Annotated in this window: 29 protein-coding genes; 9 read left to right on the top strand and 20 right to left on the bottom strand. The window is 75.1% G+C overall.

Annotation, left to right across the window (positions count from 1 at the left end):
• Positions 1–19: 19 nt before the first annotated feature.
• Both FBY24_RS08385 and FBY24_RS08390 read right to left on the bottom strand, forming a co-directional pair.
• Entirely contained in the window at positions 20–562 is a 543-nt protein-coding gene (locus FBY24_RS08385) for a GNAT family N-acetyltransferase (protein WP_255432300.1), read from the bottom strand.
• Complete coding sequence (locus tag FBY24_RS08390) at positions 562–1,617, bottom strand: hypothetical protein (RefSeq protein WP_142159719.1); 1,056 nt, start codon at positions 1,615–1,617, stop codon at positions 562–564. Before FBY24_RS08390 ends, FBY24_RS08385 begins: the two co-directional genes overlap by 1 nt.
• Before the next feature lie 157 nt (positions 1,618–1,774).
• Between FBY24_RS08390 and FBY24_RS08395 the strand changes: the two genes are divergently transcribed.
• Complete coding sequence (locus tag FBY24_RS08395; RefSeq protein WP_142159721.1) at positions 1,775–2,113, top strand: YnfA family protein; 339 nt, start codon at positions 1,775–1,777, stop codon at positions 2,111–2,113.
• 34 nt (positions 2,114–2,147) lie between these two features.
• On the opposite strand, the gene FBY24_RS08400 is transcribed toward FBY24_RS08395, so the two are convergent.
• The 4 genes from FBY24_RS08400 to FBY24_RS08415 form a co-directional block, all read right to left on the bottom strand.
• Positions 2,148–2,972, bottom strand: a complete 825-nt coding sequence (locus FBY24_RS08400) for a tryptophan-rich sensory protein (RefSeq protein ID WP_142159723.1) — start codon at positions 2,970–2,972, stop codon at positions 2,148–2,150.
• 63 nt (positions 2,973–3,035) lie between these two features.
• Complete coding sequence (locus FBY24_RS08405; RefSeq protein WP_255432301.1) at positions 3,036–4,562, bottom strand: SDR family oxidoreductase; 1,527 nt, start codon at positions 4,560–4,562, stop codon at positions 3,036–3,038.
• A 111-nt stretch (positions 4,563–4,673) separates the two neighbouring features.
• Positions 4,674–5,624: an SDR family oxidoreductase gene (locus FBY24_RS08410; protein ID WP_142159725.1), complete on the bottom strand. Its 951-nt coding sequence runs from the start codon at positions 5,622–5,624 to the stop codon at positions 4,674–4,676.
• Between the two features lie 25 nt (positions 5,625–5,649).
• The gene (locus tag FBY24_RS08415) at positions 5,650–6,393 is read right to left on the bottom strand and encodes a DUF3159 domain-containing protein (RefSeq protein ID WP_160158462.1); all 744 of its coding nucleotides are present in this window, start codon (positions 6,391–6,393) and stop codon (positions 5,650–5,652) included.
• Between the two features lie 186 nt (positions 6,394–6,579).
• Here FBY24_RS08415 and FBY24_RS08420 point away from each other — a divergent pair, with 186 nt between their 5' ends.
• Complete coding sequence (locus tag FBY24_RS08420) at positions 6,580–7,419, top strand: helix-turn-helix transcriptional regulator (RefSeq protein ID WP_142159729.1); 840 nt, start codon at positions 6,580–6,582, stop codon at positions 7,417–7,419.
• Between the two features lie 27 nt (positions 7,420–7,446).
• Here the strand turns inward: FBY24_RS08420 and glsA are convergent, their stop codons facing one another.
• The 4 genes from glsA to FBY24_RS08440 all read right to left on the bottom strand — a co-directional run bounded on the left by glsA (position 7,447) and on the right by FBY24_RS08440 (position 11,007).
• Entirely contained in the window at positions 7,447–8,385 is a 939-nt protein-coding gene (gene glsA / locus FBY24_RS08425) for a glutaminase A (RefSeq protein ID WP_142159731.1), read from the bottom strand.
• Positions 8,382–9,065: a hypothetical protein gene (locus tag FBY24_RS08430; RefSeq protein WP_255432302.1), complete on the bottom strand. Its 684-nt coding sequence runs from the start codon at positions 9,063–9,065 to the stop codon at positions 8,382–8,384. Before FBY24_RS08430 ends, glsA begins: the two co-directional genes overlap by 4 nt.
• A gap of 122 nt (positions 9,066–9,187) precedes the next feature.
• On the bottom strand, positions 9,188–10,057 hold the full coding sequence (locus FBY24_RS08435; protein ID WP_142159733.1) for a hypothetical protein: 870 nt from the start codon (positions 10,055–10,057) through the stop codon (positions 9,188–9,190).
• A gap of 38 nt (positions 10,058–10,095) precedes the next feature.
• Entirely contained in the window at positions 10,096–11,007 is a 912-nt protein-coding gene (locus tag FBY24_RS08440; RefSeq protein ID WP_142159735.1) for a hypothetical protein, read from the bottom strand.
• A gap of 502 nt (positions 11,008–11,509) precedes the next feature.
• On the opposite strand from FBY24_RS08440, the gene FBY24_RS08445 reads away from it, so the two are divergent.
• Positions 11,510–11,932: a hypothetical protein gene (locus FBY24_RS08445; RefSeq protein ID WP_142159737.1), complete on the top strand. Its 423-nt coding sequence runs from the start codon at positions 11,510–11,512 to the stop codon at positions 11,930–11,932.
• A 136-nt stretch (positions 11,933–12,068) separates the two neighbouring features.
• Here the strand turns inward: FBY24_RS08445 and FBY24_RS08450 are convergent, their stop codons facing one another.
• The 3 genes from FBY24_RS08450 to FBY24_RS08460 form a co-directional block, all read right to left on the bottom strand.
• Complete coding sequence (locus FBY24_RS08450) at positions 12,069–13,364, bottom strand: cellulose binding domain-containing protein (protein ID WP_142159739.1); 1,296 nt, start codon at positions 13,362–13,364, stop codon at positions 12,069–12,071.
• A 164-nt stretch (positions 13,365–13,528) separates the two neighbouring features.
• Positions 13,529–14,857 carry an aspartate aminotransferase family protein gene (locus tag FBY24_RS08455; protein WP_142159742.1) on the bottom strand — a complete coding sequence of 443 codons (1,329 nt, stop codon included), beginning with the start codon at positions 14,855–14,857 and terminating at the stop codon, positions 13,529–13,531.
• Between the two features lie 47 nt (positions 14,858–14,904).
• Positions 14,905–15,204 (bottom strand): DUF1905 domain-containing protein, encoded by a 300-nt coding sequence (locus FBY24_RS08460; RefSeq protein ID WP_142159744.1) that lies wholly within the window; start codon positions 15,202–15,204, stop codon positions 14,905–14,907.
• A gap of 97 nt (positions 15,205–15,301) precedes the next feature.
• Here FBY24_RS08460 and FBY24_RS08465 point away from each other — a divergent pair, with 97 nt between their 5' ends.
• Together FBY24_RS08465 and FBY24_RS08470 are read left to right on the top strand one after the other, a co-directional pair.
• Complete coding sequence (locus tag FBY24_RS08465; protein ID WP_142159746.1) at positions 15,302–16,015, top strand: HAD family phosphatase; 714 nt, start codon at positions 15,302–15,304, stop codon at positions 16,013–16,015.
• A gap of 36 nt (positions 16,016–16,051) precedes the next feature.
• On the top strand, positions 16,052–18,565 hold the full coding sequence (locus FBY24_RS08470) for a glycoside hydrolase family 65 protein (protein ID WP_142159748.1): 2,514 nt from the start codon (positions 16,052–16,054) through the stop codon (positions 18,563–18,565).
• Positions 18,566–18,592: 27 nt separating this feature from the next.
• Here the strand turns inward: FBY24_RS08470 and FBY24_RS18975 are convergent, their stop codons facing one another.
• From FBY24_RS18975 to FBY24_RS08490, 4 genes are all read right to left on the bottom strand, one after another.
• Entirely contained in the window at positions 18,593–19,714 is a 1,122-nt protein-coding gene (locus FBY24_RS18975) for a signal peptidase I (RefSeq protein ID WP_160158463.1), read from the bottom strand.
• 86 nt (positions 19,715–19,800) lie between these two features.
• On the bottom strand, positions 19,801–20,391 hold the full coding sequence (locus FBY24_RS18980) for a hypothetical protein (RefSeq protein WP_160158464.1): 591 nt from the start codon (positions 20,389–20,391) through the stop codon (positions 19,801–19,803).
• Positions 20,392–20,499: 108 nt separating this feature from the next.
• Positions 20,500–21,291 carry an SRPBCC domain-containing protein gene (locus tag FBY24_RS08485; protein ID WP_142159750.1) on the bottom strand — a complete coding sequence of 264 codons (792 nt, stop codon included), beginning with the start codon at positions 21,289–21,291 and terminating at the stop codon, positions 20,500–20,502.
• The gene (locus tag FBY24_RS08490) at positions 21,288–21,866 is read right to left on the bottom strand and encodes a helix-turn-helix domain-containing protein (protein ID WP_142159752.1); all 579 of its coding nucleotides are present in this window, start codon (positions 21,864–21,866) and stop codon (positions 21,288–21,290) included. Before FBY24_RS08490 ends, FBY24_RS08485 begins: the two co-directional genes overlap by 4 nt.
• Before the next feature lie 73 nt (positions 21,867–21,939).
• Between FBY24_RS08490 and FBY24_RS08495 the strand changes: the two genes are divergently transcribed.
• A complete protein-coding gene (locus FBY24_RS08495) occupies positions 21,940–22,377 on the top strand; it encodes a hypothetical protein (protein ID WP_142159754.1) in 438 nt (145 codons plus the stop codon).
• 40 nt (positions 22,378–22,417) lie between these two features.
• On the opposite strand, the gene FBY24_RS08500 is transcribed toward FBY24_RS08495, so the two are convergent.
• Positions 22,418–22,813 (bottom strand): hypothetical protein, encoded by a 396-nt coding sequence (locus tag FBY24_RS08500; RefSeq protein ID WP_142159756.1) that lies wholly within the window; start codon positions 22,811–22,813, stop codon positions 22,418–22,420.
• Positions 22,814–23,048: 235 nt separating this feature from the next.
• Between FBY24_RS08500 and FBY24_RS08505 the strand changes: the two genes are divergently transcribed.
• Genes FBY24_RS08505 through FBY24_RS08515 form a run of 3 tightly spaced genes read left to right on the top strand, consistent with a single transcriptional unit; the run spans position 23,049 to position 24,324 of the window.
• Complete coding sequence (locus FBY24_RS08505) at positions 23,049–23,507, top strand: hypothetical protein (RefSeq protein WP_142159758.1); 459 nt, start codon at positions 23,049–23,051, stop codon at positions 23,505–23,507.
• Positions 23,508–23,539: 32 nt separating this feature from the next.
• Entirely contained in the window at positions 23,540–23,962 is a 423-nt protein-coding gene (locus tag FBY24_RS08510; RefSeq protein WP_142159760.1) for a hypothetical protein, read from the top strand.
• Positions 23,959–24,324, top strand: coding sequence for a nuclear transport factor 2 family protein (locus tag FBY24_RS08515; RefSeq protein ID WP_142159762.1), 366 nt, complete (start codon positions 23,959–23,961; stop codon positions 24,322–24,324). The genes FBY24_RS08510 and FBY24_RS08515 overlap by 4 nt, the downstream gene beginning before the upstream one ends.
• Before the next feature lie 25 nt (positions 24,325–24,349).
• Here the strand turns inward: FBY24_RS08515 and FBY24_RS08520 are convergent, their stop codons facing one another.
• Both FBY24_RS08520 and FBY24_RS08525 read right to left on the bottom strand, forming a co-directional pair.
• On the bottom strand, positions 24,350–24,955 hold the full coding sequence (locus FBY24_RS08520; protein WP_142159764.1) for a Clp protease N-terminal domain-containing protein: 606 nt from the start codon (positions 24,953–24,955) through the stop codon (positions 24,350–24,352).
• On the bottom strand, positions 24,942–25,184 hold the full coding sequence (locus tag FBY24_RS08525) for an RNA polymerase subunit sigma-70 (protein WP_142159766.1): 243 nt from the start codon (positions 25,182–25,184) through the stop codon (positions 24,942–24,944). The genes FBY24_RS08520 and FBY24_RS08525 overlap by 14 nt, the downstream gene beginning before the upstream one ends.
• Between the last annotated feature and the right edge of the window lie 48 nt (positions 25,185–25,232).

Consider the following 25,232-nt stretch of genomic DNA (forward strand, 5'->3'; position numbering starts at 1 on the left):
CGGGTCGCGGGTCGCGGGCTCAGCCGTCGGTGGCCAGTCGCGCCAGAACGAGCGAGTCGCGGCGGGCGCCGCGGACGAGGCGGTCCCCGCGCAGGTGGCCCTCGTGCTGCAGGCCGGCCTTCTCCAGGACGCGGACCGATGCCGTGTTCGCCGGCGCGCATGTCGCGGCGACACGGGCCAGGCCCAGGTCGTCGAACCCGATCCGTAGCAGGGCCCGGGCGACGAGCGTGGCGTACCCGCGGCCCCAGTGGTCGCGGTGCAGCACGTAGCCCATCTCGCCGCAGCGGTCGGACCGGCTGGTCGTCCACACCGACGCCGAGCCGATCACGTGGCCGTCGCGGACGATCGCGAGCAGCACCGTCCCGGGCTCGGGACGGCACGCCTGTTCCACGAACGCCCGGGTGTCGTCGGGCGTGTTGGGGCCCCAGGTCGTGTGCTCGCAGACCACGGGGTCGGACGCGAAGGCGTGGACGTCGTCGACGTCCTCCGGGACGAACCGCGCGAGCTGCACGGGTCCCAGGTCCTCGACGACGTCCCGCGGTGCCGCCGGGGCATGCGCCACTAGGCGAGGCCGGCGGCGTCGCGGGTCCGGGCGGCCTCCCGCCGGGACGCGGCGAGGGTGGGCATGTGGGTCGCCAGGTAGTCGGCGAGGGCCTCGGTCTCCTGCTGCGCCGTCTCGGCGGACGCCACGAAGGGCGTGCCGTCGAAGTAGCGCGGGGACGTGCCGGGGCCGTCGGGGCTGCCGTGGTCGGCGTCGATGGACTCGCGCCACTTCTCGGCGTGCTCGCGCCACTCCTGCTGGTCGACGATCGCGGGCTCGGTGAACCAGACGTTCCAGGTCAGCACCGTGCCGGGGGTCAGCAGGTTCCCCGAGGAGCGGTTGAACACGTCCATCACGAGGTGGTTGAAGTCGTCGACGACCGCCTCGCCGGTGCTGGCGATCGGGCCGATCTCGACCTCGACGTTGCCGACCGTCCACGCGACGTCGTGGTGCTGGGCGAACGACGGGCTATCGAACGCGGTGCCCTCGCCCGCGCGGACCGGGAACACCGGCTCGGTCGGCTCCCCGCTCCGGTGCGTCGAGACGCGGATCGCCCGCGCCTTGTCCGCCGGGAAGAGCAGGCCGTTGTCGGCGAACAGCGTCCACAGCAGCCGCACAACCGGGCTCTGCTTCGCGCTCGGGCTGAACCAGACCTTCGCCTCGACGGTCATGTCGGCCGCCAGGGTGCGCGTCGTCTCGTCGACCCAGCCGCGCTGGCCCGTCACCGACACCTCCACGTTCAGGGCCCCGAACGACGGGGACACCACACCCTGCTGCGGGCAGATGACCGAGTAGATGCGCCCGGCGTCGGTGTAGCCGACGCGCGAGATGTCGGGCGCGAACATCTGGAACGCCCGGGACGCGGGGTCGCCGGGCACGGTCAGCCAGCTGAACTCCGGCCACAGCACGGCCTGCTGGCGCTGCAGCAGCCCGATGTTGTCCATGTTGCCCAGCAGCGGCAGCGACGACAGGTCCGGCTCGGGGTACGCGAACGCGGGGTCGGACTGCGCGAACCCCCCGACCCAGCCCGGCGGGACGACGGCAGCAGGATCGACGGGCATGGCGGTGCTCCTCACGGTCGACATCCCCCCAGTGGCGACGTGCACGACCGACGCTAGACCCGCCGGGGGCACCGGTCCACGGATCGGCGTCGCCGCGTCGACGGCCGCCGCCTAGGCTCGGCCGTCCTGCCGTGCCTGCTGGGTGCCGGCGACCATCCCGAGGAGGCCCCCGGTGACGACGTCCCGCTCGATCGTGCTCTTCGTCGCCGCGGCCCTGCTCGAGATCGGCGGCGCCTGGCTCGTGTGGCAGGGCGTCCGGGAGCACAAGGGGTGGCTCTGGATCGGCGCGGGGGTCATCGCGCTCGGCGCCTACGGGTTCGTCGCGACGCTCCAGCCGGACGCGAGCTTCGGCCGCATCCTGGCCGCGTACGGCGGGGTCTTCGTGGCCGGGTCGCTGCTGTGGGGGATGGTCGTCGACGGGTTCCGCCCCGACCGGTGGGACGTGACGGGCGCGCTGATCTGCCTGGTCGGCGTCGCCGTCATCATGTATGCGCCGCGCCCCGGCGCCTGACGTCCGGCGGCCGGGCAGGTGCCACGGTCTCGGGTCAGCGGCGGCGGGCGGACAGGGTGGTCGCGATCGGGGACACCAGGGCGATCGCGGCGGCGACGAACGCGGAGGCGGCGACGGTCTGGTCGACCACCGGGCCCTCGGTGCGGCCGATGCCGATCCACGTCAGCCCCCAGGCCATCGCCAGGCCGACGGGCACGACGAGGGTGGGCCGGCGGCGGCCGAAGACGGCGTAGGCCACGGAGAGGGTCGCCGCGGCGGCCAGGACGACGACGGACCAGACGGTCGCGCCGAGGCCGAGCTCGCCGACGCCGGCGACGGCGAGGAACGCGGTGATGTTCGCGAGCGTCGCGACGCTGACCCAGCCGAGGTACAGCCCGACGGTGACGTCCGTGACGACGGAGGTCGCGGTGCCGGTGTGCGCGAGGCGGACGAGCCGCACGTAGATCGTCGCCAGCACGGCGAGCAGGGCGAGGATCACCAGGACGCTGCCGCCGACCGACCCGGCCTGCACGACCGCGATCCACACGGCGTTGAGCAGCATGGACGCCAGCACCCACCACGACACGGCCCGCAGCCGCGGGTCGGAGCCCTGGCGCGGCAGCGCCTGGACGACCGCGAAGACGGCTAACGCGGTGTAGATGACCGACCAGATCGAGAACGCCGGGGTGTCCGGCGCGATCGGGGTCGCGGTCGCGGACAGCGCGCCGCCGGCGGCCTCGGCGATCGGCTGGCCGCCGAACGCGCCCGCGCCGATCGCGGCGCCGACGATCGCGACGACCGCGCCGACGAGGACCGTGACCTGCCGGACGCGGTCGCGTGAGGTGGTGGGGGCGGCCTGCGCCGTGCGCGTCGTCGTCATGGACCCAGCATGGCGATGCTCAGCGTGCTGAGCATCTCGAACGGCGGTGCTGGGCGCGGGAGGTCACCACTGCGAGCGGGCGTAGTCCTTGAGGAAGCAGCCGTACAGGTCTTCGCCGGCCTCGCCGCGCACGATCGGGTCGTACACGCGCGCGGCGCCGTCGACCAGGTCGAGGGGGGCGTGGAAGCCCTCCTCGGCGAGCCGCACCTTGGTGGGGTGCGGGCGCTCGTCGGTGATCCAGCCCGTGTCGACCGCGGTCATGAGGATGCCGTCGGTGAGCATCTCGGCCGCGCTGGTGCGGGTGAGCATGTTGAGCGCGGCCTTGCTCATGTTGGTGTGCGGGTGCCCGGGGCCCTTGTAGCGCCGGGAGAACACCCCCTCCATGGCGGAGACGTTGACGATGTACGTGCGGCGCGCGGGCGACGCGGCCAGCGCCGGGCGCAGGCGGCTGATGAGGATGAACGGCGCCGTCTGGTTGCACAGCTGGACCTCGAGGAGCTCCATCGGGTCGACCTGCTCGACCGTGGCGACCCAGCTGTTGGTCTCCGCGGCGTCGGGGATCAGACCGCCGGCGTCGATGGACGTGCCGGCGACGAGCCGCTCCAGGCTCGCGGCCTGCGCGGTGAGGGACTGCGCGACGAGGTCGTCGGCGGCCGCGCGGGCGGCGCGCTCGATGGCCAGGGCCGGGCTGGTGAGCTCGCTGACGGACCCGGCGAGCGCGCGCGGGTGCGCGTCGCTGGTGTGCCCGAACGTGGTGATCATGCGTGCGCCCTCGTCGGGCAGCGGTGCCTGCTCGGCGTCCGCGATCCGCGAGTACGCGCCCGGGGAGCGGCGCACGGTCTGCGCGGCGTTGTTGATGAGCACGTCGAGCGGCCCCTGCGCGGCCACGTGGTCCGCGAGGGACACCACCTGGGCGGGGTCGCGCAGGTCGATCCCCACGACGTGCAGGCGGTGCAGCCAGTCGCCGGAGTCCGCCATCGCGCTGAACCGCCGGACCGCGTCGCGGGGGAACCGGGTCGTGATCGTCAGGTCCGCGCCGTCACGCAGCAGCCGCAGGGCGATGTACATGCCGATCTTGGCGCGCCCGCCGGTGAGCAGCGCCCGCCGGCCGGTCAGGTCGGTGCGGGCGTCGCGCTTGGCGTGGTGCAGGGCCGCGCAGGCGGGGCAGAGCTGGTGGTAGAACGCGTCGACGACCGTGTAGTCCTGCTTGCACACGTAGCAGGGCCGGGCGCGCAGCAGGGTGCCGGCGGTCGCGGCCGTCGTCGACGAGGTCAGCATCAGGCCGTTCGTCTCGTCGTCGATGCGCCCGGGGCTGCCGGTGGCGGTCGCGGCCACGACGGCGGCGTCGGCCTCGGCCTCGAGGCGCCGCTTCTCGCCGCGACGGTGCTTCTTGGCCGCCTTGAACAGCCCGGACGCGGCGCGACGCGCAGCCGTGTGCTGCGGGTGCTCCTGGGGCAGCACGGCGACCTGGTCGACGACCCGCAGGAACGTCTCGAAGTCCGCAGCGCTGACGCCCGGCAGCCCGGCGGGGCCGCCGGCCGCGTCGGGGGTGTCGCCGTGCCGGTCCGGCGTGGTCGTCTGCGCGCTCATGCGCCGTCCGTCCTGCGTGGGGGAGAGGCCCGTCGCGGTCGCGCGGGGCCCGAAAGATGGTACGCGGCCCGCCCGGGGAGCCGGGGTCCCCGGGCGGGTGACCTCAGCCGCTCACCGCACGGGCGCCGCGTCGAGCGGGACGCCGACGAGCGCCTCGGAGACGGTCCACACCCGGGCGGCCTCCGCCGCGTCGCGCAGGGGCCGGTACAGGGCGTGCGCGGTCGGCGCGCCGCCCAGGTTCCCGAACCCGGCGGGGCCGAACAGCCGCCCGCCCGCCGGCTCCGGCGTCGTCGCGGCCAGCAGCGCGGGCAGCGCGGCGCTCTCGGGGGTGCCCAGCAGGATGCCCGCGGCGGACAGCCGCCGGATCATCCCGATCTGCGGGGTGTCACGCTCGCGCCCGATCTCCGCCCGCGCCCCGAGCAGGCTGGTCGGCGCGACCCCGGGGTGCGACAGGTTGCTCGTGACTCCCCAGCCACCCGCGCGGCTGCGGCGGTCCAGCTCGAGGCCGAACAGGCCGAACGCGATCTTTGACTGGCTGTACGCGCGGCGGCCCTCGTAGAACCTCTCCCAGTTGAGGTCGTCCCAGTGCATCGACCCGCTGCGGGCCGCCACGCTGATCTGCGACGTCACCCGGGCCCGGCCCGCGGACAGCAGCGGCAGCAGGTGCGCGACGAGCGCCACGTGCCCGAGGTGGTTGGTCCCGAGCTGCAGCTCGAACCCGTCCACGGTGGTCTGGCGCTCGGGCGGGGTCATGACCCCGGCGTTGGCGATGAGCAGGTGGATCGGGCGCCCGTCGGCGCGCAGCTCCTCGCCCAGGGCGGCGACGGAGCGCAGCGACGCCAGGTCCAGGTCGTGGACCGTCACGCGGGCGGCGGGGTGCTCGGCGCGGATCGCGTCGGCCGCGGCCTGCCCCTTCGTGCGGTTGCGGGCGGGCAGCACGACGTCGGCACCGGCACCGGCGAGCCGTCCGGCGATGCGCAGGCCGATCCCGTCGGAGCCGCCGGTGACGAGCGCCCGCCGGCCGGTCAGGTCGGGCAGGTCCAGGTGAGGGGTACGAGGCATGGTGGTCTCCAGGGTTCGAGAAGGGTCAGCGGGACGAGGGGGCGGGTGCGGGGACCGTGAGCGACCCCGCCGCCCGGCGGGCCGCGACGAGCGTCACGGCGAAGTGCACGGCGAACGCCGACGTGGCCGTCACCTGGATCGCGGCCAGGACGGCCGGCTCGTCGGCGAGGTAGAACACGACGCGGACGACGAGGTTCACCGCCGCCATCGCCAGCCCGACGAGGGAGCTGACGACGTAGACGCGGCGCAGGTCCGGGTACGGGCGCCAGTCCCGGGGCCCGCCCGACAGCGGGTGGACCATCAGGCTGGTCAGCGGACGGCCCATCGCCAGCGAGACGACGTAGGCGACGACGAAGACGACGGGCAGCAGCATGCTCGGCAGGAAGAACGCCCGCGCCTCACCCGCCAGCGCGGCGACACCCGCGCAGACCCCGGCGACGACCAGGCCGGCGACGGCGGCGCCCGGCGGCTCGCGCCGGGCCAGCCGCACCGCGAAGGCCAGCACCGCGGTGACCCCGAGGGCGACGAACGCCGCCTCCAGGCCGGCGGCGGCGTCCGCGGCGACGAAGGCCACGGTCGGAGCGACGGCCACGGTCAGGCCGACGGGTCCGCCGACACGTTCGAGGGCGCGCTGCGTCGCGGCACGTGCCTCGGACTGCTCGGGCAGCTCGGGCAGGCCCAGCACCCGGCGGGCGGCGGCGCTGACGCCGACGGCGGTGCCGACGGCGTCCGTGGGGCGTCGGGCGTCGACGGTCGGGGGACGGTTCACGGGTTCCTCCTCGGGTCGGGCGGGCTGTGCAGCCAGCGTCAGCCGCGGGGCGGGCCCCATCCAGGGCCTCCCGATCCGCCCCTCGCGCCGCAGCACTGCCGTGCCAGAGGGGGATCAGCAGGCCGTGGATGCGCCCGGCGCGGCACGGTAGGAACAGGGGGTGCTCAACCGACGGGGAGTGGTCGCGTGATCGACAGGGCAGGGCTCGCGGAGTTCCTCCGCCGCCGCCGGCAGGCCATGCAGCCCGAGGACGTCGGGATGCCCCGCGGGCCGCGGCGCCGGACCGCGGGGCTGCGCCGCGAGGAGGTCGCAGCCCTGTGCCACATGTCGACCGACTACTACGCCCGCCTCGAGCGCGAGCGCGGACCGCGCCCGTCCGAGCAGATGACCGCCGCGATCGCGCAGGGCCTGCACCTGACCCTCGACGAGCGCGACCACCTGTTCCGCCTCGTCGGGCACCAGCCCCCGCCCCGCGGCGCCCTCAGCGAGCACGTCAGCCCCGGCCTGCTGCGCATCCTCGACCGCCTGGAGGACACCCCGGCGGAGATCGTCACCGAGCTCGGCGAGACCCTGCGGCAGACCCCGCTCGCCGTCGCCCTCACCGGCGACGCCACCGCGCACACCGGCCCCGCGCGCAGCATCGGGTACCGCTGGTTCACCGACCCCGCCACCCGCGCCCTGTACCGGCCAGACGACCACGCGCACCTGTCCCGCGTCTACGCCGCGCACCTGCGCCAGGTCGTCACCCTGCGCGGCCCCGGGTCACGGGCCGCGGTGCTGGCCGAACTGGCGCTCGCGGCCAGCGCCGAGCTGCGCACCCTGTGGGAGGCGCACGAGGTCGGTGTCCGCCCCGACGAGCTCAAGCACGTCGTGCACCCCGTCGTCGGCGAGATCGAGCTGCACTGCCAGACCCTGCTCGACCCGCAGCAGTCCCACCGCCTGCTCGTCTACACCGCCGTGCCCGGCACCGAGAGCCACGACCGCCTCCAGCTCCTCGCCGTCCTCGGCACCCACGCCCTGGCGTGACGTCGGTGCCTGGTGCGGCCGGGACCGTCAGGCGCCCCGGGAGCCGAAGACGTGCAGGTCGAGGTCGGCGCTGAGGGCCTCGCAGGCGAGGCGGCCGCGCACGCTGGTGCCCTGCTCGTCCAGCGGGGGACTGACCACGGCAGCACCGAGCACGCCCGGTGCGGACAGCACGATGCCGCCCGACACGCTCGACTTGGCCGGCACGCCGACGCTGCGCATCCACCGGCCCGAGCCGTCGTACACCCCGCACGTCGCCATCACCGAGACGACGTCCCGTGCGACCCCGGCCGGCACCACGCGTTCGCCGGACACGGGGTTGACGCCCCCGCACGCCAGCGTCGCGCCCATCACGGCCAGCGCCCGGGCGTCGACGAGCACCGCGCACGCCCGGGCGTAGACGGCGACGGCGTCGTCGGCCCCGACCTCCAGCGTCCCCTCGGCGCGCATGAGGTGCGCCAGGGCGTGGTTCCGGTCGCCGAGCAGGTGCTCGCTGCGGGCGACGTCCTCGTCGACCTCGAGGTCCTGCCCGGCGAACGCGGACAGCCCCCGCAGGATCCGGTCGGTCCGGCCCTCGACGTCGCCACCGTCGACGAGCGCGGCCGTGAGCAGCGCACCTGCGTTGACCATGGGGTTCGGCGGGCGCCCGGTGCCCGCTTCCAGCTTGATCGCGTCGAACGCCTCGCCCGTCGGCTCGATGCCGATGAGGTCCAGCGCGCGCCCGCCGGTGTCGAGCAGGGCGAGCGCGAACAGGAACGGCTTCACCGCGGACTGCACGCTGAACGGCACGTCCGCCTGTGCACTGGCCCGCACCGTCCCGTCGGGCAGCACGAGCGCGAGCCCGCACAGCTCCGGGTCGGCCGCCGCGAGCTGGGGGATGCTGTCGTCGACGGCGCCGCCCCGCTCGCCGAGCACCCGCTCCCGCAGGACGTCGAGGTCGTACGTGCGGGCGTCGGGGGTGCGGCTCATCGGCCCATGCTCGCCCGCCCGGGTGACGGCGGCGCGGCGAGGGGTGCGTCCGGGGTCACCAGGGGTGCGAGGACCACCAGCGCCGCGGCCGCCGCGACGTGCCACACGGCGTGCCCCTGGAGCAGCGACGACGGGTCGCACCACGGCCCGCCCGTCCGGGACAGCGCACCGACGGTCCCGCCGGCGGCCAGCAGCGCGCACGCGGCGGCGACCCGTGCCCGCTCGGCAGGGACGCGGCTTGCCCGCCACGCCAGCAGCAGCGCCGCGACCACGGCCACCCCCACCTGCGCGAGGTCACCGGCCCGCGGCCACACCACCACCGGCACCATGAGCGCTCCCGTCGGGACGGCCCACCACCACCAGCGGCGCGCCCGGCCGCTCAGCACGCCTGCGGCGTCGGCCGCGAGGAAGCACAGCACCCCGGCGAGCGGCAGGTCGTGCGCCGCGTCCGACCAGGCCGGGTCCGGCCCGTGCTGCACGAACGATCCGACGCCGACGCCGGCCACGAGCGCTACGTACGCCACCGGCACGGGCCGGTGCGCCCGCCGTCGCCGCACCACCACGACCAGGGCAGCGAGCACGAACACCCACGACGTCACCGCGGAGACCGGCTCGACGAGCGGCCCGTCCGCCACCCACTCGCACCCGGGCCCGCGCTCGACCACGACGGCGCCGTCCACACCCCCATCCCACCGGCCTCCCGTCCCGCTGTCATCCGCTGCGGCGCCGGCGACCGCCCTCGACGGCGGCGTCGAGCGGTGCGCCGCCGGCGGCGGGCGGGCGCAGGGCGGTGGTGCGGTGGTCACCGGCACTGCCCGAGGCGGCCGAGCCCGGCGGTGACCAGCGGGCGCCCGCCGAGGGACCCGGACATCACGTCCACCTGCGCGTTGTCGACGCACACGAGGTACTCCGCGACGTCGATTCCGTGCAGCAGCACCTGCGTGCTGCCCTCGAACCGGGCCGAACCGCCCACGGTGACCTTGAACGCGTCGGGGTGCAGCGGGCAGCTGTTGACCGTGTACAGGGGGAGGCCGATGTGCACCCGGTCGTGGTTCCGGACGATGAGGTGCTCCTCCAGGGCCACGTCACACAAGCTCACGCCCCCGCCGGCCTTCACCGTCAACCCTCGGGCGGTGACGGTGCTGAGGGTCGTGGGGCCGTAGCTCCTGGACGGCACGTTGATCCATCCGTCGACGGCGACACGTCTCAGGGTCGTCGTGTGCGTTCCGGCGACGTTGAGCGACCCACCGAGCGTCACGTCGGCGAGGTGGACGAAGTCGGCCTCGCCCCGGACCGGGCCCGAGAGCGTCGAGTAGTCGGCCCGCATGATCCCGACGCGGTCGAGCCACGTGCGGCCGTGCACCGTCGTCTCACGCACCTCGAGGGACCCTGCGCTGACGATGGCTCCGTGGACGGTCGAGCGCTGAAGCCGCAGGCTGGCACGTCGGTCGACGAGGAGGTCACCCGTGATCTCCGACATCGAGACGGTGCACGAGATCCCGGCCGGTACGCGGACGTCGCCGACAACCTCGCCCTGGAGAATCCCGTCGCACAGCACGGGGCCGTCGTCTGTGGCTCCGGCGGCGGACGCCGTCGCGCCCGCCGCGGTCATGGTCAGGAGCAGGACAGCGGCGCACACCGTGCGCGCCACCCGGTTCGTCGTCGTTCCCATCGGTCCTCTTCCCTCCCCTACGACGTCGGACGAGGCGTTCAGCCCAGGTCGACGCACTGGCCGCGTCGTCCCACGCCCGCGGTGACGAGGGGCTCGTCCGGGCCGTCGCCCGGGTCGAGCCGGACCTCGTCGTTGCCCACGCACGCCAGGTGCTCGGCCACGTCGAGGCGGCGCAGGCGGATCGTCCCGTTGCCGTCGAGCAGCGCGGACCCGCCGACGCTCACCTCGTACGCGCCCAGGCCCCAGCCGGGGCGCCGGCCCATGCAGGAACCACCGTCGTCGTTGGGGTAGCCCATCGCGACGCTCTCCACGTTCCGCACCACGAGGTGCTCGGCGAGGTGCACCTCGCACATCGACAGCCATTCGGCGTCGCGGACGGTCAGCCCCTGCCCCTCGACGTCGCTGATCTGGAGGGAGGCCTGGGGCCTGGTCGGCAGGTTCACCCAGCCCCCGACGTCGACCCCGCTCATGTAGACCCGGGTCAGGGCCGAGACGTTCAGCGAGCCGCCGATGCTCGACCCGTACAGGTCGAGCGCGCCCGCCCGGCCCTTCACGGACCCGAGGATCGTCGCGCCGTCCGTGCCGAGCCGGTACGCGTCGTCGAGCCAGACCCGCCCCTCCACGGTCACGGTGTGCCCCAGCCGCACGTACCCCGAGCTGATGACGTCGCCGACCACGGTCGACGCCACCACGCGGACCTCGCCGCCCGGGTCGACGAGCAGGTCCCCGCCGACCTGGGACAGGTAGATCCTGCACATCCGTCCGGTCGGCACCCGGACGTCCCCGTCGGTCTCCTGCCCCTCGAGGTCTCCCCGGCACACCACGGTCTCGGTGCCGGTCGACGCCGGTCCGGGGTCGGCACTCGCCGTGGAGGCGCCGACCACCACGGTCGTCGTCGCGAGCGCCAGCGCGACCACGGCGCGGGCGAGGCGTGCTGATGCAGATGTCATGGCGGTTCCCCCCGCGGCGCGCGGCGTCGCGCGCCAGTCTGTTCGGGGGACGCCATCCACCGCCGGACCGGCTGCGGGCAGCCGCGAGGGCGCCCTGCACCGGCGAACCCGGCGGAGGACCGGTGGCGCGCGACGCCCCCCACGTCGGTCGTCCACGGTCCCGACCAGTGTGCGCCCCACGCCCGCCCGGCACCACGCCCGGCTCACGTCTGGACGGCCCGCCCGCCGGGCGAGCCCCACCGCCGAACGGGCTCAGGCTCTCGTCTCGGCCGCCCGTGGCGTGAGCCAGAGCCCGTTCGCCGCCGCGGATGTCAGCCGCTCGGTCACGGGAGCGGGCCCGGTGGGGGTGGGGGTGCGCCACGATGGGGGGATGGAGCAGCGGGCGGGGCAGGGGCGTCGTGGGTGGGTGCCGCGGCAGGCGCACGTGCGAGCCGTCGCAGCGGCAGCGGGTCTCGGGCTCGTCGTGGTCGTGGGCGGCTCGACCGTCACGGTGGGCGGTCCGATGGACGTCGAATCCGGCGGAGTGGTCTGCGCGCCGCTGCCGGCTCATGGGCACGCGGCCCACGGGGTCATCCTTCCCACCGGGGTGCCCGACGGCGTCACCATCGACGCCGTCTCCCTGGTCGCGCCGGACGGGATCACCCGGGGTGCCGTCCGGCTCATGACCGTCCCCGCCGGGCACGTCCGGCTGATGCTCGACGCGTACCCGCCCACCGGGCAGTTCCCCGACCTGTGGCCCGACGCGGTCGAGGCGATCGGCGCGACGGTCCCGGCCGGTGCCGCCGTCGACCTCGTGGTCGAGCTGGAGGCCACCGGTGACGAGGCGTCGATCGACGGCGTCGAGATCGTCTACACCGCCGGCGGGCGCACGTACGTGACGCGCTCCGACCTCGCGCTCACGCTGCGCACGGGCGGGTGCGTCTGAGGGCGGCGTCGGAGCACGGCCGCACGCACCCGAGGCCGACGCGCGCAGCCGCCACGCAGACGACCGCCGGCGCCGCCCGAGGAGGACGACGCCGGCGGAGGTGCTCAGCGGGACGGACCGCCCCGCCGCAGGCAGGTCAGGAGCTCGTGCAGGTCAGTGCGCCCGTCGGCGGGGTGCCCGAGCCGAGCATCCCGAACGTCGTCGTGCCACCGGCGGCGAGGTTCCCGTTCCAGGCCGCGTTGCGCACCACCGTCAGACCGCCCTGCGTGCTGAGCGTCCCGTTCCACACCTGGTCGACGCGCTCGCCGGCCGGGCGCCAGCTCACGCTCCACGACGTCGCGGGCGACCCGGCCCGGACCGTGACCTCGCCCTGGAACCCGCCGGACCAGGAGTTCACCGTGCGGTACGTGGCGGTGCAGGCACCCGCAGGCGGCGGGGTGGTCGGCGTCGGCGTGGGGGACACCGTCGGCGTCGGGCTCGGCGTCGGCGTCCTGGTGGGCGTCGGCGTGGGCGTCGGGGTGGCGGTCGGCGTCGGGGTGGGCGTCGTCGTCGACGTCAGCGACGTGAAGAACCGCCAGACCTCGCCGGGCACCCAGGACTGCTGCGCCCCACGGTCGCGCGGGTCCCACCAGTGCCCGCTGTCGGACGCGATCCACACCACGGGGTACCCCGCGCGGCAGGTGTAGTCGGTGCGCACGTGCGTGCCGCTGCCCGCCGCAGGCTCCGCGGCCTGCTTGGCCTGGCAGCCGTTGTTGCGCAGCGCCCGGTCGCGCAGGGCCCGGCCCTGGGAGATGTTCAGGACGTCGTCCGTGACGCCGTGCGACCCCAGGTACGCGATCGGCTGCGTGCCGCCCGAGCAGCCGGAGAGCTGGGCGCCGTTGAGCACCGCGACGGCGCGGAACACGTCCGCCCGGGCGCAGGCCAGCGCGTTGCTCATGCCGCCGCCGTAGCTGAACCCGGTGGCGAAGCGCTGGGTGGTGTCGATGCACAGGGCGGACTCGACGGCCCGCAGCACGTCGTCCACGAACGTCACGTCGCGCCCGTTGGTGTTCGGCCAGGCGTTGTCGATGCCCTGCGGCGCGACGTACACCGTGGTCGCGCCCGAGAGCGGCTTGAGGCCGTAGAAGCCCTGGTTGACCACGTCCGCGGCGGTGCCGTGCCACCAGTGCAGGCCGACGACGAGCCGGTACGGGCGGCTCGGGTCGTACCCGGCGGGCACGTCCAGCCGGTACGTGCGCTGCACGCCGCCGCTGGTGATCGTGTGCGTACCGGTCGCCAGGCCGGCCGGTCGGCCGCAGCCGGCGGTCACGGCCGTGGGCGCGACCCCCGTGGGCTGCGCGGACGCGGGAGCGGTCAGACCTCCCAGGACGAGCAGCGCGGCCGCGGCGGCCAGCAGGCCCCGTCGGACCCGGCGCGGTGCGGACTGGTGCATGGTCTCTCCCCTCCGGGCGGATCCGCCGGCGACGCTGCCGGAGGACGAGGCCCGCGGGACGACGCCCGCCGGCCCCGGTGACGCTACCGAGGGCGCTCGGCGGGCCGGAACCACCACGAAACGATTCATACCGACCCCGGGGGGCCGGTCGTGCCGCCAGCCCGTCAGACGGCCGTCTCGGCCAGGGCCTGGTCGAGGATCTCGACGCCCAGGTCGATCTCCTCCTCCGTCGCGGTCATCGGCGGCGCGATCCGGAAGGTGCCGCCCCAGCCGGGCATCTGCACGACGTTCATGTGCAGCCCGAGCTCCAGGCAGCGCCGCGTGACGGCGGCACCGAGCGCGTCGGCGGGCTCCTTGGTCACCGGGTCGGCCACCAGCTCCAGGCCCTGCAGCAGCCCGTGGCCCCGCACGTCGCCGACGGCCGGGTGCCGGGTCTGCAGGTCCCGCAGGCCCGCGTGCAGACGTGCGCCCAGCACCGCCGACCGCTCCACCAGCCCGTCCCGCTCGACGACGTCCAGGACGGTCAGCCCGACCGCCGCCACCAGGGGGTCCGACACGTGCGTCGTGTAGAAGAGGAACCCACGCTCGTGCGCCCGCGCCTCGAGCTGCGCCGACGTCACGACCGCCGCCAGCGGCAGACCGGCACCGAGCGTCTTGGACAGCGTGAGCACGTCGGGCACCACACCCTCCCGCTCGAACGCGTACATCAGCCCTGTGCGCCCCACCCCGGTCTGCGCCTCGTCGAGGATCAGCAGCATCCCGCGCTCGTGGCAGCGGTCGGCCAGCGCCCGCAGGTACCCGGGCGGCGGCACCACGACGCCCGCCGACGACAGCACGGGCTCGACGAGGCACGCGGCCAGCGCACCCGTCGACTGGGCGTCGACGAGCGCGAACCCGAGATCGAGCTGGCGACGCCAGTCGAGCTCGCCGTCCGCGTCGACGACGTCGGGGCGGTAGCGGTTGGGCGTCGGGATCACGAGGTTGCCGGGCGCGACCGGTCCGTACCCCGTCCGGCGTGACGAGTACGTCGCGGCCGCCGCACCCTGCGTCATGCCGTGCCACGACGCGGAGAACGACACGACCTCGTGCCCGCCCGTGACGAGCTTGGCCAGGCGCAGCGCCGCCTCGTTCGACTCGGCCCCCGTCGTCAGCAGCAGGACCTTCTCCAGCGGGTCGGGCAGCGTCTGCGCGATGCGGCGCGCGAGGTCCACGACGGGCCGCGACAGCATCCCCGAGAACAGGTGGTCGAGCTCGCCGACCTGCCGGCGCACCGTCGCCACGACATCCGGGTGGGAGTGCCCCAGCACGGCGCTCATCTGCCCCGACGTGAAGTCCAGGATCCGCCGGCCCTCGGCCGTCACGACCCACGAGCCCTCCGCCCGCTCGACGATCTCGGGCGTGAACGTCCCGCCGTAGCGCAGCAGATGACGGTCGGCGTCGCGCCAGAACGCGGCGGTCTGCGGGTCGGTGACGCGGCTGTCGCGGGTCGGCACGCACGCACCGTAGGTCCCCGGCCCCCGGGGCGTCGAGGGGGCGGGGATCACGCGTCGCCGGGTGCGTCCACCACGACGACCAGCGCGACGTCGTCGCCGAGCTCGACGTCCTCCGCCCGCCGTGCCGCGACCTTCAACGGCACCCGGAAGCCACCGTCCTTCGGGAAGATCGACGTCGTGAACGTCGTCGACCCCAGCGTGACGGTCGCCGGGATGCACCCCCACCCGTACGTCACGTCCGCCGCGACGGCCCGCAGCCGCTCCGCCTCGGGCTCCGGCAGCACCACGAAGTGGAACGGCGCCGGGCCGCGCCACCAGACGACCTCACCCCTGAACCGCAGCTCCACCGCACGAGCATCGCAGCGGCCCCCGGCATGCGGAACCCCGGCGCTGCCGGACGGCTGACCAGTCGCCGCACCACGCGCCCGGCCGTACGGTCGGGGCATGCACTGGGGGGATGCGCAGGCGGTGCTGTTCGACCTCGACGGCGTGCTGACGTCGACGGCAGCCGTCCACATGAGGGCCTGGGACGCCATGTTCCGCGACTGCTTCGCGGCGCTCGGCGTCGCCGAGCCGTACACCGACGCCGAATACTTCGCGCACGTCGACGGGCGCTCGCGGGTCGACGGGGTGCGGGCGGTGCTCGCGTCCCGCGGCGTGGTGCTGCCCGACGGCGACCCGACGGACCCGCCGGGCACGGCGACGGCGCACGGCTGGGGCAACGCGAAGAACGCGGTCGTGGAGGGGTTCTTCGCCCGCGAGGGCGTGGCGGCGTACCCGGGGTCGGTCGCGGTGGTGGCGGACCTGGCGGTGCGCGGCGTGCCCCGGGCGGTGGTGTCGAGCTCGCAGAACGCGGTGGCGGTGCTCGCGGCCGCGGGCTACGGCGGGCAGTTCCCGGTGGTCGTCGACGGGGTCGTCGCGGCGAGGGAGCGGCTGCCGGGCAAGCCGGCGCCCGCGATGTTCCTGCGCGCCGCGCAGCGCCTGGGCGTCGACCCGGTGGTGGCGGCGGTGGTGGAGGACGCGGTCCCGGGGGTCGCGGCGGCGGCCGCCGGCGGCTTCGGGCTCGTGGTCGGCGTCGACCGCGGCGCGGGCGCGGACGCCCTGCGGGGAGCAGGCGCGCACGTGGTCGTGCAGGACCTGGACGAGCTCCTGCGCTGAGCGCAGGATCCGGCGCGACGCGCGAGGGGGTGGGCGATGAGCAAGGTCGCCAGGCACAGGCGGTACGTGGGCGGGCCGGACCCGTTGGACCGGTCGCGCTTCGCGCTGGACCCGTGGCGCCTCGTGGAGCGCCGGGTCGAGCCGGCGGACCGCGGGACCACCGAGACGCTGTTCGCCGTCGGCAACGGGTACGTCGGGGTGCGCGGGACGCCCGAGGAGGGGCGTCCCGCCCACGAGCACGGCACCTTCGTCAACGGCTTCCACGAGACGTGGCCCATCCAGCACGCCGAGGCCGCGTACGGCCTGGCGGAGGTCGGCCAGACGATCGTCAACGTGCCCGACGCGACGGTGCTGCAGGTGTACGTCGACGACGAGCCCCTGGTGCTGGGCGAGGCCGAGCTGCTGGCGTACGAGCGGACCCTCGACATGGCCGACGGCGTGCTGCGCCGCGACCTGGTGTGGCGCACGCCGACGGGCAACCGGGTGCGCGTGCGGTCGACCCGCATGGTGTCGTTCACCCAGCGGCACCTCGTGCTGGCGAGCGTCTCGGTGACCCTGGAGGACGCGTCGGCGTCCGTCGTGGTGTCGTCGCAGGTCGTCAACCGGTACGCCACCGCCACGCCGGAGGACGCGCCCGCGGGTGCGGTGCCCGGCGCCATGGCGGACCCGCGGCGCGGCGAGACCCTGGGCCACCGCGTGCTCCAGCCGGTGCTCCACCGGCAGGAGGGTGACCGGGCGGTGCTGGCGTTCCGGTGCGCGACGTCGGGCATGACGCTGGCGGTCGCGGCCGACCACCTCGTCGAGGGCGACGCCGAGACGACGACGAGCACGGTCGTCACCGAGGACGTCGCGACGACCGACGTGCGGGTCCAGGCGCTGCCGGGCCAGACCCTCACGGTGACGAAGCTGGTCAGCTACCACACGTCCGACGCGGACCCGGCGGCGGAGCTCGCGGCCCGTTGCGGGCGCACGCTCGACCGGGTGCGGGCGCAGGGCGTCGCGCAGCAGCTCGCGGACCAGCGGGCGTGGCTCGACGCCTACTGGACGCGCTCGGACGTGGAGGTCCCCGGGCAGCCGTCGGTGCAGCAGGCGGTGCGGTGGAACCTGTTCCAGCTCGCGCAGGCGTCGGCGCGGGCCGAGGGGCACGGCGTCCCGGCCAAGGGGCTGACGGGGTCGGGGTACGGCGGGCACTACTTCTGGGACACCGAGATCTACGTGGTGCCGTTCCTGACGTACACGTCGCCGACGGCCGCCCGCAACGCCCTGCGGTTCCGCTCCGCGATGCTGCCGGCCGCGGAGTCCCGCGCGCGGGACCTCAACGAGGGCGGGGCGCTGTTCCCGTGGCGCACGATCAACGGGGCGGAGGCGTCCGCGTACTACGCCGCCGGCACCGCGCAGTACCACATCAACGCGGACATCGCGTACGCGATCGCGGGGTACGTCGACGTCACCGGCGACGAGGAGTTCCTGGCCCGCGAGGGCATCGACGTGCTCGTCCAGACGGCCCGGCTGTGGGTGGGGCTGGGGTTCTGGCGGGGCGAGGGGCCCGGGTCGTTCCACATCCACGGCGTCACCGGTCCCGACGAGTACACGACGGTCGTCAACGACAACCTCTACACGAACGTCATGGCGCGGATGAACCTGCGGGCGGCGGCCGCCGCGATGGCGCACCTGGCGGCCGAGTGGCCCGCCGAGCACGCCCGGGTCGTGGCGCACCTGGGCGTCGACCCCGGGGAGGTGGCCGAGTGGGTCCGGGTCGCCGACGCCATCGCCATCCCGTACGACGACGTGCTGGGCATCCACCCGCAGGACGCCCAGTTCCACGAGCGCGAGGTGTGGGACCTCAAGAGCACCCCGTCGGACCGGCGGCCCCTGCTGCTGCACTACCACCCGCTGGTCATCTACCGGTTCCAGGTGCTCAAGCAGGCCGACGTGGTGCTGGCGACGTTCCTGCGCGGCGAGGACTTCACGCCCGAGCTCAAGCGGGCGGACTTCGAGTACTACGAGCCCATCACCACGGGCGACTCGAGCCTGTCGGCGGTGGTGCAGTCGATCATGGCCGCCGAGGTGGGGTACCACGAGCTCGCGCTCGACTACTTCCACGACGCCCTGTTCGTGGACCTCGCCGACCGGCACGGCAACGCGGTCGACGGGGTGCACGTGGCGTCCGCGGGCGGGGTGTGGAGCGCGCTCGTGCACGGGTTCGCCGGGATGCGCCGGCGCCCGGGCGGGCGCACGTCCTTCGACCCGCGGCTGCCCGCGACCTGGCAGGCCGTGACGTTCCGGGTCGCCCTCGACGGCACGCGCCTGGCGGTCACGGTCCGTCAGGACGCGGTCGAGCTGGTCGCGCAGACCGGCCCGGGCGTCGTCGTCGACGTGCGCGGCCGCACGTACGAGGTCGCCCCGGGGGCGCCCGTCGTCGTCCCCCTCGACGGGCAGGGCCCCCGGATCGACGGCAAGCCCGAGCCCCGCGCGCTGCGCGACACGGTGCGCCCCGACGGCTCCGTGGTCACGGCGTCGGTCCCGCCGCTCGCGGGGACGACCGACTAGCGCCGGGCCGGCCCGCGCCGGCGCCGCTCAGCCCGTCGCGCAGCGGTACAGCCGGAGGATCTCCGCGGACGTCAGCGCCCGCGACCAGACGGCGGCCTCGTCGATCTCCCCGCGCAGCGGCGACGTGCCGTAGCTGAGGGTCAGCGGCGGGGTGACCGTGCGGGGCGTGCCGGTCCCCGCGAGCGTCCCGCCGACCGCCCCGTCGACGTACACGCGCAGGTGCGCGCCGTCCCAGGTGGCGGCGAGCATGTGCCACTCCAGGTCCTGGGGGACCGGTGCCGCGACCTCGTACGAGCCCGTCGTCGTGGTGGTCAGCGCCCGGATGCTCAGGCCGTCGGAGGAGAAGGCCAGCATGTAGTTGGTCGTGCCGTTCGGGTCCCGCTTGGTCACGACGCGGGCGAGGGAGTTCTGCGGCAGGCTCGTCGCCCGCACCCACGCCAGCACGGTGAAGCTCCCGGCGATGTCGTGCGCGGGCACGGCACCAGCCTGCAGCAGCTCGGGGAAGGGCGGCGCCTTGATCGCCGCGTTCGACTCGCTGCGCAGCGCCCCCGGGCGGGAGAACGCGGTGCCGGAGCCGATCGTCAGGGGTGCGACGCCCATGGTGTCCGCCGCGGTCGTCCCCCCGGTCTCGTCCAGGCGCCAGTAGCTGACCGGCCCGGACCGCACCACCGCGTCACGGTAGAAGCGCGACGAGGTGCCCAGCGACTGCGGCCCGTTCGTGCGCTGCGCGACGAACGCGGCACCGGTGGTGCCCGCCCCCGACGCGTCGGCGCCGCCCCGCACGGCCACGGCGGGCAGCCCGACCCACGGCACGAGGGCCCGCACGCGTCCGACGAGGTCCTCCCGGTGGACCACGGTGCTGTCGGTGACGGGGTTCGCGTCCCCGCGGGTCACGTACCCGTCGGCCGTCACCTCGGCCACGCGGTGCGTGACCAGCCCGTCGTCGGCCGCGCGGAACGTGACGACGGACCCCACGACGACGTCGTCAGGATCCGGCTGGACGAGGACCACGTCCCCGGGCCGGACCAGCGGGCCCATCGAGCCCGACGTGACGACGAGCGGCTGCCAGCCCCAGGCCAGGGGCGCGAGGGTGAGCAGCAGGAGCGTGAGCAGGGCACCGGCACCGGCGCCGGTCACGAGCGTGGTCACGTCCGACGCGAGCCGTCGCGCCGCTCCCGGTGCCGTCCGCTCCGGTGCGGGCCGCCCGTCGGGCGTTCCCCCGGCGGCCGGCACGGTCAGCCCGTCGCTTCCCAGACGAGGTCCGCCGTGGCCTGCGCACCCTGCGCCGCGGACACGGGCTGCACGGTGACGGTGAACCGGTAGACCCGGGTCGCGCCGGTCGTCGCCGGCTCCCAGGGGCCGAGACCGGACGCACCGTCGTGCGCGACCGTCGCCAGCCCGGTCAGCGTCCCGCTGTAGAGCGTGCGCGACGGGACGAACGCCGCGCAGCTCCGGCCCGCCCCGGTGCCCTCCTCCACGACGACGTCGAGGTACGGCGCCAGCGCACCGGTCGCCGTGGCGTACAGCCGCACGGCGACGCCGGACGTGATCGTCCCGGTGTAGGTGACCGTGAGGCAGCGCGTGAGGGTGTCCCCGCCGGTCAGCAGGCCGTCCCCGCCGGGGACGCCGCCGCCGTAGCTCGTCGTCGCGAACAGCGCGCTGCCCGTGCTGTCGTCGTCCAGCGAGACCGAGCCCGTCTCCCACGCGTTGTCCGGGACCCGGGTGTCCGCGGTGAACACGGCCTCGGACGTGCGCAGCACCATGCCGGTGCACAGCACGGCGCCGAGCAGCGCGCCGAGCGCCGCGAGCCGTGCGGTCCGGGTCATCGGGTCCCCTCCGGGTGGTGCGAGCAGTCGGCTGGTGATCGACCGCCCGGCACCCCGTCCTGACGCGCACCGGGGGGTGAACTGCCCGGCGCAGGAGGACGGACCGGGTCAGACCGGGACCGGCAGCCCGCGCAGCCACTCCTGCCAGGCCGGCTCCTCGCGGCGCGCGTGCTCGGGCGCGTCGGGGGAGAACAGGTACGCGCGCACCGCGACGGTGGCCCGGTCGTCGGCCTCGCCGTACGCGAAGACGCTGAGCATGCCCGGGACGGGTGCGGTCAGCCGCACCAGCACCTGGCGGGTGCCGACCCGCTCCACGGTGCCGGTGGACCCGCGCACGTCGAGCGTCGTGCCCGCGTCGCCCACGCCCAGCGTCCCGACCACGGTCGACCACAGGGTGGCGACGTCCACGGGGTGCGACGCCGAGGCCTCGACCTGCGTGGCCTCCTGCCCGGTGAAGTGCGCGAGGTACACGCGCAGGTGGTCGAAGTAGGGCCGCCACTGGTCGCCCATGTCGTCCCACCACTCCTGCTCCCAGTCGGCACCCGTGCCGAACCCGCTGGTCGTGACGCGCACGACGCACGTGCCGCCGGACCGCGCCTCGACGACGAACTCCGACGTCATGGGGCTGAGCTCGGTGGGGTCCTTGCCCATGAGGGCGGCCCAGTCCTCCTCGTAGACGAGCCGCTGCGGCGGGTCCCACCGCACGACGTGGCCGTCGGAGCCCATGCCGGGCCCCATGGCGAAGTGCAGCGCACCGCCCTCGCGCTCCTCGATCTGCGTGGGCAGGAACCACGCGCTCATGCCCTGGGCGGTGGCGACGGCCTGCCAGACCTGCTCCGGGGTGCCGGGCACCTCGACGGCGATCTCCAGGCGGTACGGGACGTGGGTGGTGGTGGTCACGGGGTCTCCTCGGGCAGCGGGTGGGCGGCGACGACGAGCCGGTGCGGGCGCCCGTCGTCGTGGTGGTAGCGCGCGGCCAGCTCGAGCACCGCGGCGGTGAGGTCGTCCGCGAACGCCGCGCGGTCGGCGGCGGTGCGGAACCCGATCTGCGTGTCGACGGTCAGCGTCGGCAGGCGGCGTCCGGTGGTCGAGGCCTGCCGGGCGAGCGCGCCGACCTCGCGCACGACCCGGCCGGCGAGCGCGACGAGGTACCCGGCGGACATCCGGTCGGCGGCGGCGTCCGGGTCGGCCGCCGACGTGCTGACCGCGGCGGGGGAGACGACGTACGACGCGGCCGACGCCCGCAGCACGCGCTCGGTGATGCCCCCGTGCCGTCGCTCCTCGGCGAGCTCGACCAGCCCCACGGCCTCGAGGGCGCGCAGGTGGTAGTTCACCTTCTGCCGCGTGATCCCGACGCGGGCGGCGAGCCCTGCGGCCGACGCCGGCTCGGCCAGCTCGGCCAGCAGCCGGGCCCGCACGGGGTCCAGCGCCGCCGCCGCGGTGCCTGCGTCCTCGATGACCTCGATGTCCTGCACCACAGCAGCGTGCGCTTGACAACAAATGTTGTCAAGGTCTGGCGGGGAACCCGGACGGGCTACGGTGCGACGCATGAGCAACCTCGGCGTCGTCGGTGACCGTGACTCGTGGCGCTGCTGGCTGTGCGACCAGCCCGTCGACCCCGACGCCTCCGTGAACTCCGACCTCGGCCCCAGCGTCGACCTCGGTGCCGCGAGGTCGAAGAAGACGGCCGGCACCGAGCGGCTCGCGCACCGCGCCTGCAACACCCGCAAGGGCGCGGTCAAGCCCGTGGTGCCGTGGTCGCCCGACCTGTTCGTCGTCGACCCCGCGCCGATCGCCGAGACCGTCGAGCGCCTCCGCCGCAAGGGCGGCCGCGAGGTCGTCGCCCGCTGCCCGAGCCGCGCCGACGCCGACCAGGCCGCCGACTGGCTGGTCGACCGCCTCTCGCGGTTCGCCCCCGACCTCGCGGTCACCGCCCAGGTCGAGCCCGGCGGCGGCCAGTTCCTCCTGGCCCTGCGCACGACCTGAGCCGGGCCACCACGTCGAGGCGGTCCTCGCCGTCTCGGCCTCAGGCGCCCGCTTCGGGCCACTCCCGGGCGATGCGACGCAGCACCTCGGTGCCGTCGGCGTCGTCGTCCGGCGCCGTGATCTCCCACAGCGTGCTGTCGACGCACTCGAGGCGCAGCACCGGCTCAGGGCTGCCCTCGCGGATCGCGACGAGCATGCACCACACGGTCTGCTCCATGCCCAGGGCCAACGACATGACGTCCGTCCACCCGAGCGTCATCGGGCCGTCCGTGCGCAGCGTCCGCTCGATGACGTACGCGTTGTAGGGGCTCTCCGGCCGGCTCACGCCCTCCAGCTCCTCCAGCCGCCACACCCAGCCGTGGTCGCCGACGATCCGCAGCACGTCCACCAGGTCGACGTACCGCCCACCTACCCATGCCTGCCGCGTGATCTGCACGTCAACGGTCTCCTGCCGGTCCGGACGGGTGCTGCGGCTCCCCGCTGTCGGGCGAGATCGTCCGCGCTGCGAGCGATTTGACCACGCCTCGAACCGGCGCAGGACGCGGGACACGCCTGGACGTCGGCCGCCCGGGTGCGCGACCCTGACGTCCTCAGCTCCGTCGATGGCCCCGGCGCGCCGCGAAGCGCCGATCACGATGCGCATCTCGCGAGCCCGTGCTCGATCCCTGTCCGTGCTCGAGCTGCAGGTCGGGGCGCTCGACGCCCGTCCCGACGTCCCCGTCGTGAAGATCCTCGTCGACGGCGCCGAGCCGTGGGAGGACGTCGTGCCCGGCTGGCAGGGCTTCCACCCGGCCGAGATGCTCGGCGCCGACTCGCCGCTGCTGCCCGACGACCTGGGTCGGCGCGTGGCGATCTACCGCTGCACGTGCGCCCAGGCCGGGTGCGGGGTGGTCGCTCCGGTGGTCATGCCCTCGCCGGACGGGCGTCGGGTGTCGTGGGTCGACGCGCGCGACTTCACCGGCGTCTTCGACTCGCCGCTCGCCACGACCGCGCCCACGACGGAAGGCCGCTGCTGGGACGTCCCGGACCTGCACTTCGACCGGGCGCAGTACCTCGCCGAGATCCGGCGGGCGACGGGGTGCGCACGCCCGGTGCGCGAAACACCCTCCTGCGCAGGCGCGGGTCCGTAGGCTCGCAAGCCTCAGGGGGAAGGTGGCCGGCCGTGCGATCGACATCTCTGCTCGTCCTCGTCGGGGGCGGGCTCCTGCTCCTCTCGGCGTGCGCTCCGGCTGCCGGCCCGGCGTCCGCCGACGCCGGGCCGACGGCGACTGCTGCAGCGCCGCAGGAGTCCGCAGCGGGAGCGACCGCTCCCGGGGCGACGGCGGGCGACGGTGAGCGGTGGTGCGCGGACGCGGACGTCTCGACTCGGGTCGACGCGGCGCTGGCGTCCGTCACCGAGGGGCCGCACAACGGTGTCCTTGTGTCGCCGGAGGAGATGGCGGAGCTCGGGGAGCCGGAGGCTGCGATCGCCGATCAGCGCAGGGCGTGGGAGGCGCTGACCGTCGACGAGGTGGCGTTCCAGCAGTGCTTGCGCGTCCGTCAGGGGCAGCCGATCGTCGATCCCGTACCCGGGTCGGAGCCGTGACCGGGAAGATGCAGGACTCCGCCCGGGAAGACCTCGTCCGACGGCATGTCGACGCCTTCAACGCCGGGGACGTCGACCGCCTGCTGGCGGACTTCGCCCCGGATGCGGAGTGGGTCACCGGCGACCACGTGGTGCCGACGGGTGGTCTACGGCCGTTCTTCGCCGCGGCGGTGCAGCACCTGCGGCCGCACCTCACGCTCGTGCGGGTCATCGACGGCACGGACGCGGTCGCCGTCGAGATGACGGAGACCTGGACCGTCGAGGGCGAGGTCCGGTCGGCCGCGCTCATCGCCGTGCTCGACGTGGAGGGCGGTCGGATCTGCCGCGGCAAGGTCTACCGCGAGGGCTCGGCGGACGCCTGAACGGTACGGGCGCCCGCAGGAGGGATCAGCGGGCCACGTGGGTGCGTCCGAAGATGCGGTGGGCGAGGCGGGTGAGCGGGTCGACCGGGGGGTCCGTGGGCCAGGTGGGCACCGGGGTGCCGGCCGGGACGAGGGTGCGCAGCACGACCGTGCGGACGGCGTCGGGGTCGATGCCCAGGGCGCTGAGCAGCCGCGGTGCGCGGGCGGAGGGTTCGAGGACGGCCAGCCAGAGCACGGCGCTGCTCAGCTGCCGCTCCTTCGGCAGCGCGTGGGCCTTGCGCAGGTGGCCCCAGGCGGCCGTGGCGCGGTTCAGCGCGGCCTGCAGCTCGGGCCGGTGCTTGACGCGCGGCGGGGCGGCCCGGCGCGCGGGGTCGGTGGTCGGGGCCGGGGGAGCGGTCAGGCCGAGGCGGGCGAGGTGGGGTGCGTCGTCGGCGGCCTCGCGGACGGCGTCCCGCACCGCCGGGGCCGTCAGTCCGGGGAACTCCTCGACGACGCGGGTGGTGAGGGCATCGGCCGAGGTCAGCAGCCCGAGCAGCAGGTGCTCGGAGCCGTAGGCGTCGGCTCCCAGGGCGGTGGCCTCGCCGCGGGTGGCGTCCATCGTCGCCACGAACGTCTGGTCATAGATCAGCATCGGTGCTCCATCTGCGCGGGCCGCGGGGGCGGCTGTGCTTCTTGTGGACGGTCTGACGCGTGACCTGCAGCTCGACGGCGATGTCGGCCCACGACATGCCGAGCGCGCGTGCTCGTGCCACGTGCAGGTCCTCGAGCCGGTCCGCGAGCCGGTGCAGCGCCACCACGGTGCGCAGCCCCTCCCGCGGGTCGGCCGTCGTCGCGGCGTCCTCCACCCGTTCCAGGTCCATGCGTGTCAGCCTGGTCTGACATCGGTCGGATGTCAACCTGATCTGACA

Source organism: Cellulomonas sp. SLBN-39 (assembly GCF_006715865.1).
GTDB lineage: Bacteria > Actinomycetota > Actinomycetes > Actinomycetales > Cellulomonadaceae > Cellulomonas.

What these genes read in the sequence shown, in the direction of transcription:
- FBY24_RS08440 (WP_142159735.1), bottom strand. Translation starts at nt 11,007, where the DNA reads ATGACATCTGCATCAGCACGCCTCGCCCGCGCCGTGGTCGCGCTGGCG.
- glsA (WP_142159731.1), bottom strand. Translation starts at nt 8,385, where the DNA reads ATGAGCCGCACCCCCGACGCCCGCACGTACGACCTCGACGTCCTGCGG.
- FBY24_RS08410 (WP_142159725.1), bottom strand. Translation starts at nt 5,624, where the DNA reads ATGCCTCGTACCCCTCACCTGGACCTGCCCGACCTGACCGGCCGGCGG.
- FBY24_RS08405 (WP_255432301.1), bottom strand. Translation starts at nt 4,562, where the DNA reads ATGAGCGCGCAGACGACCACGCCGGACCGGCACGGCGACACCCCCGAC.
- FBY24_RS08435 (WP_142159733.1), bottom strand. Translation starts at nt 10,057, where the DNA reads ATGGGAACGACGACGAACCGGGTGGCGCGCACGGTGTGCGCCGCTGTC.
- FBY24_RS08445 (WP_142159737.1), top strand. Translation starts at nt 11,510, where the DNA reads ATGGACGTCGAATCCGGCGGAGTGGTCTGCGCGCCGCTGCCGGCTCAT.
- FBY24_RS08525 (WP_142159766.1), bottom strand. Translation starts at nt 25,184, where the DNA reads ATGGACCTGGAACGGGTGGAGGACGCCGCGACGACGGCCGACCCGCGG.
- FBY24_RS08400 (WP_142159723.1), bottom strand. Translation starts at nt 2,972, where the DNA reads ATGACGACGACGCGCACGGCGCAGGCCGCCCCCACCACCTCACGCGAC.
- FBY24_RS08450 (WP_142159739.1), bottom strand. Translation starts at nt 13,364, where the DNA reads ATGCACCAGTCCGCACCGCGCCGGGTCCGACGGGGCCTGCTGGCCGCC.
- FBY24_RS08465 (WP_142159746.1), top strand. Translation starts at nt 15,302, where the DNA reads ATGCACTGGGGGGATGCGCAGGCGGTGCTGTTCGACCTCGACGGCGTG.
- FBY24_RS08470 (WP_142159748.1), top strand. Translation starts at nt 16,052, where the DNA reads ATGAGCAAGGTCGCCAGGCACAGGCGGTACGTGGGCGGGCCGGACCCG.
- FBY24_RS18980 (WP_160158464.1), bottom strand. Translation starts at nt 20,391, where the DNA reads ATGACCCGGACCGCACGGCTCGCGGCGCTCGGCGCGCTGCTCGGCGCC.
- FBY24_RS08495 (WP_142159754.1), top strand. Translation starts at nt 21,940, where the DNA reads ATGAGCAACCTCGGCGTCGTCGGTGACCGTGACTCGTGGCGCTGCTGG.
- FBY24_RS08520 (WP_142159764.1), bottom strand. Translation starts at nt 24,955, where the DNA reads ATGCTGATCTATGACCAGACGTTCGTGGCGACGATGGACGCCACCCGC.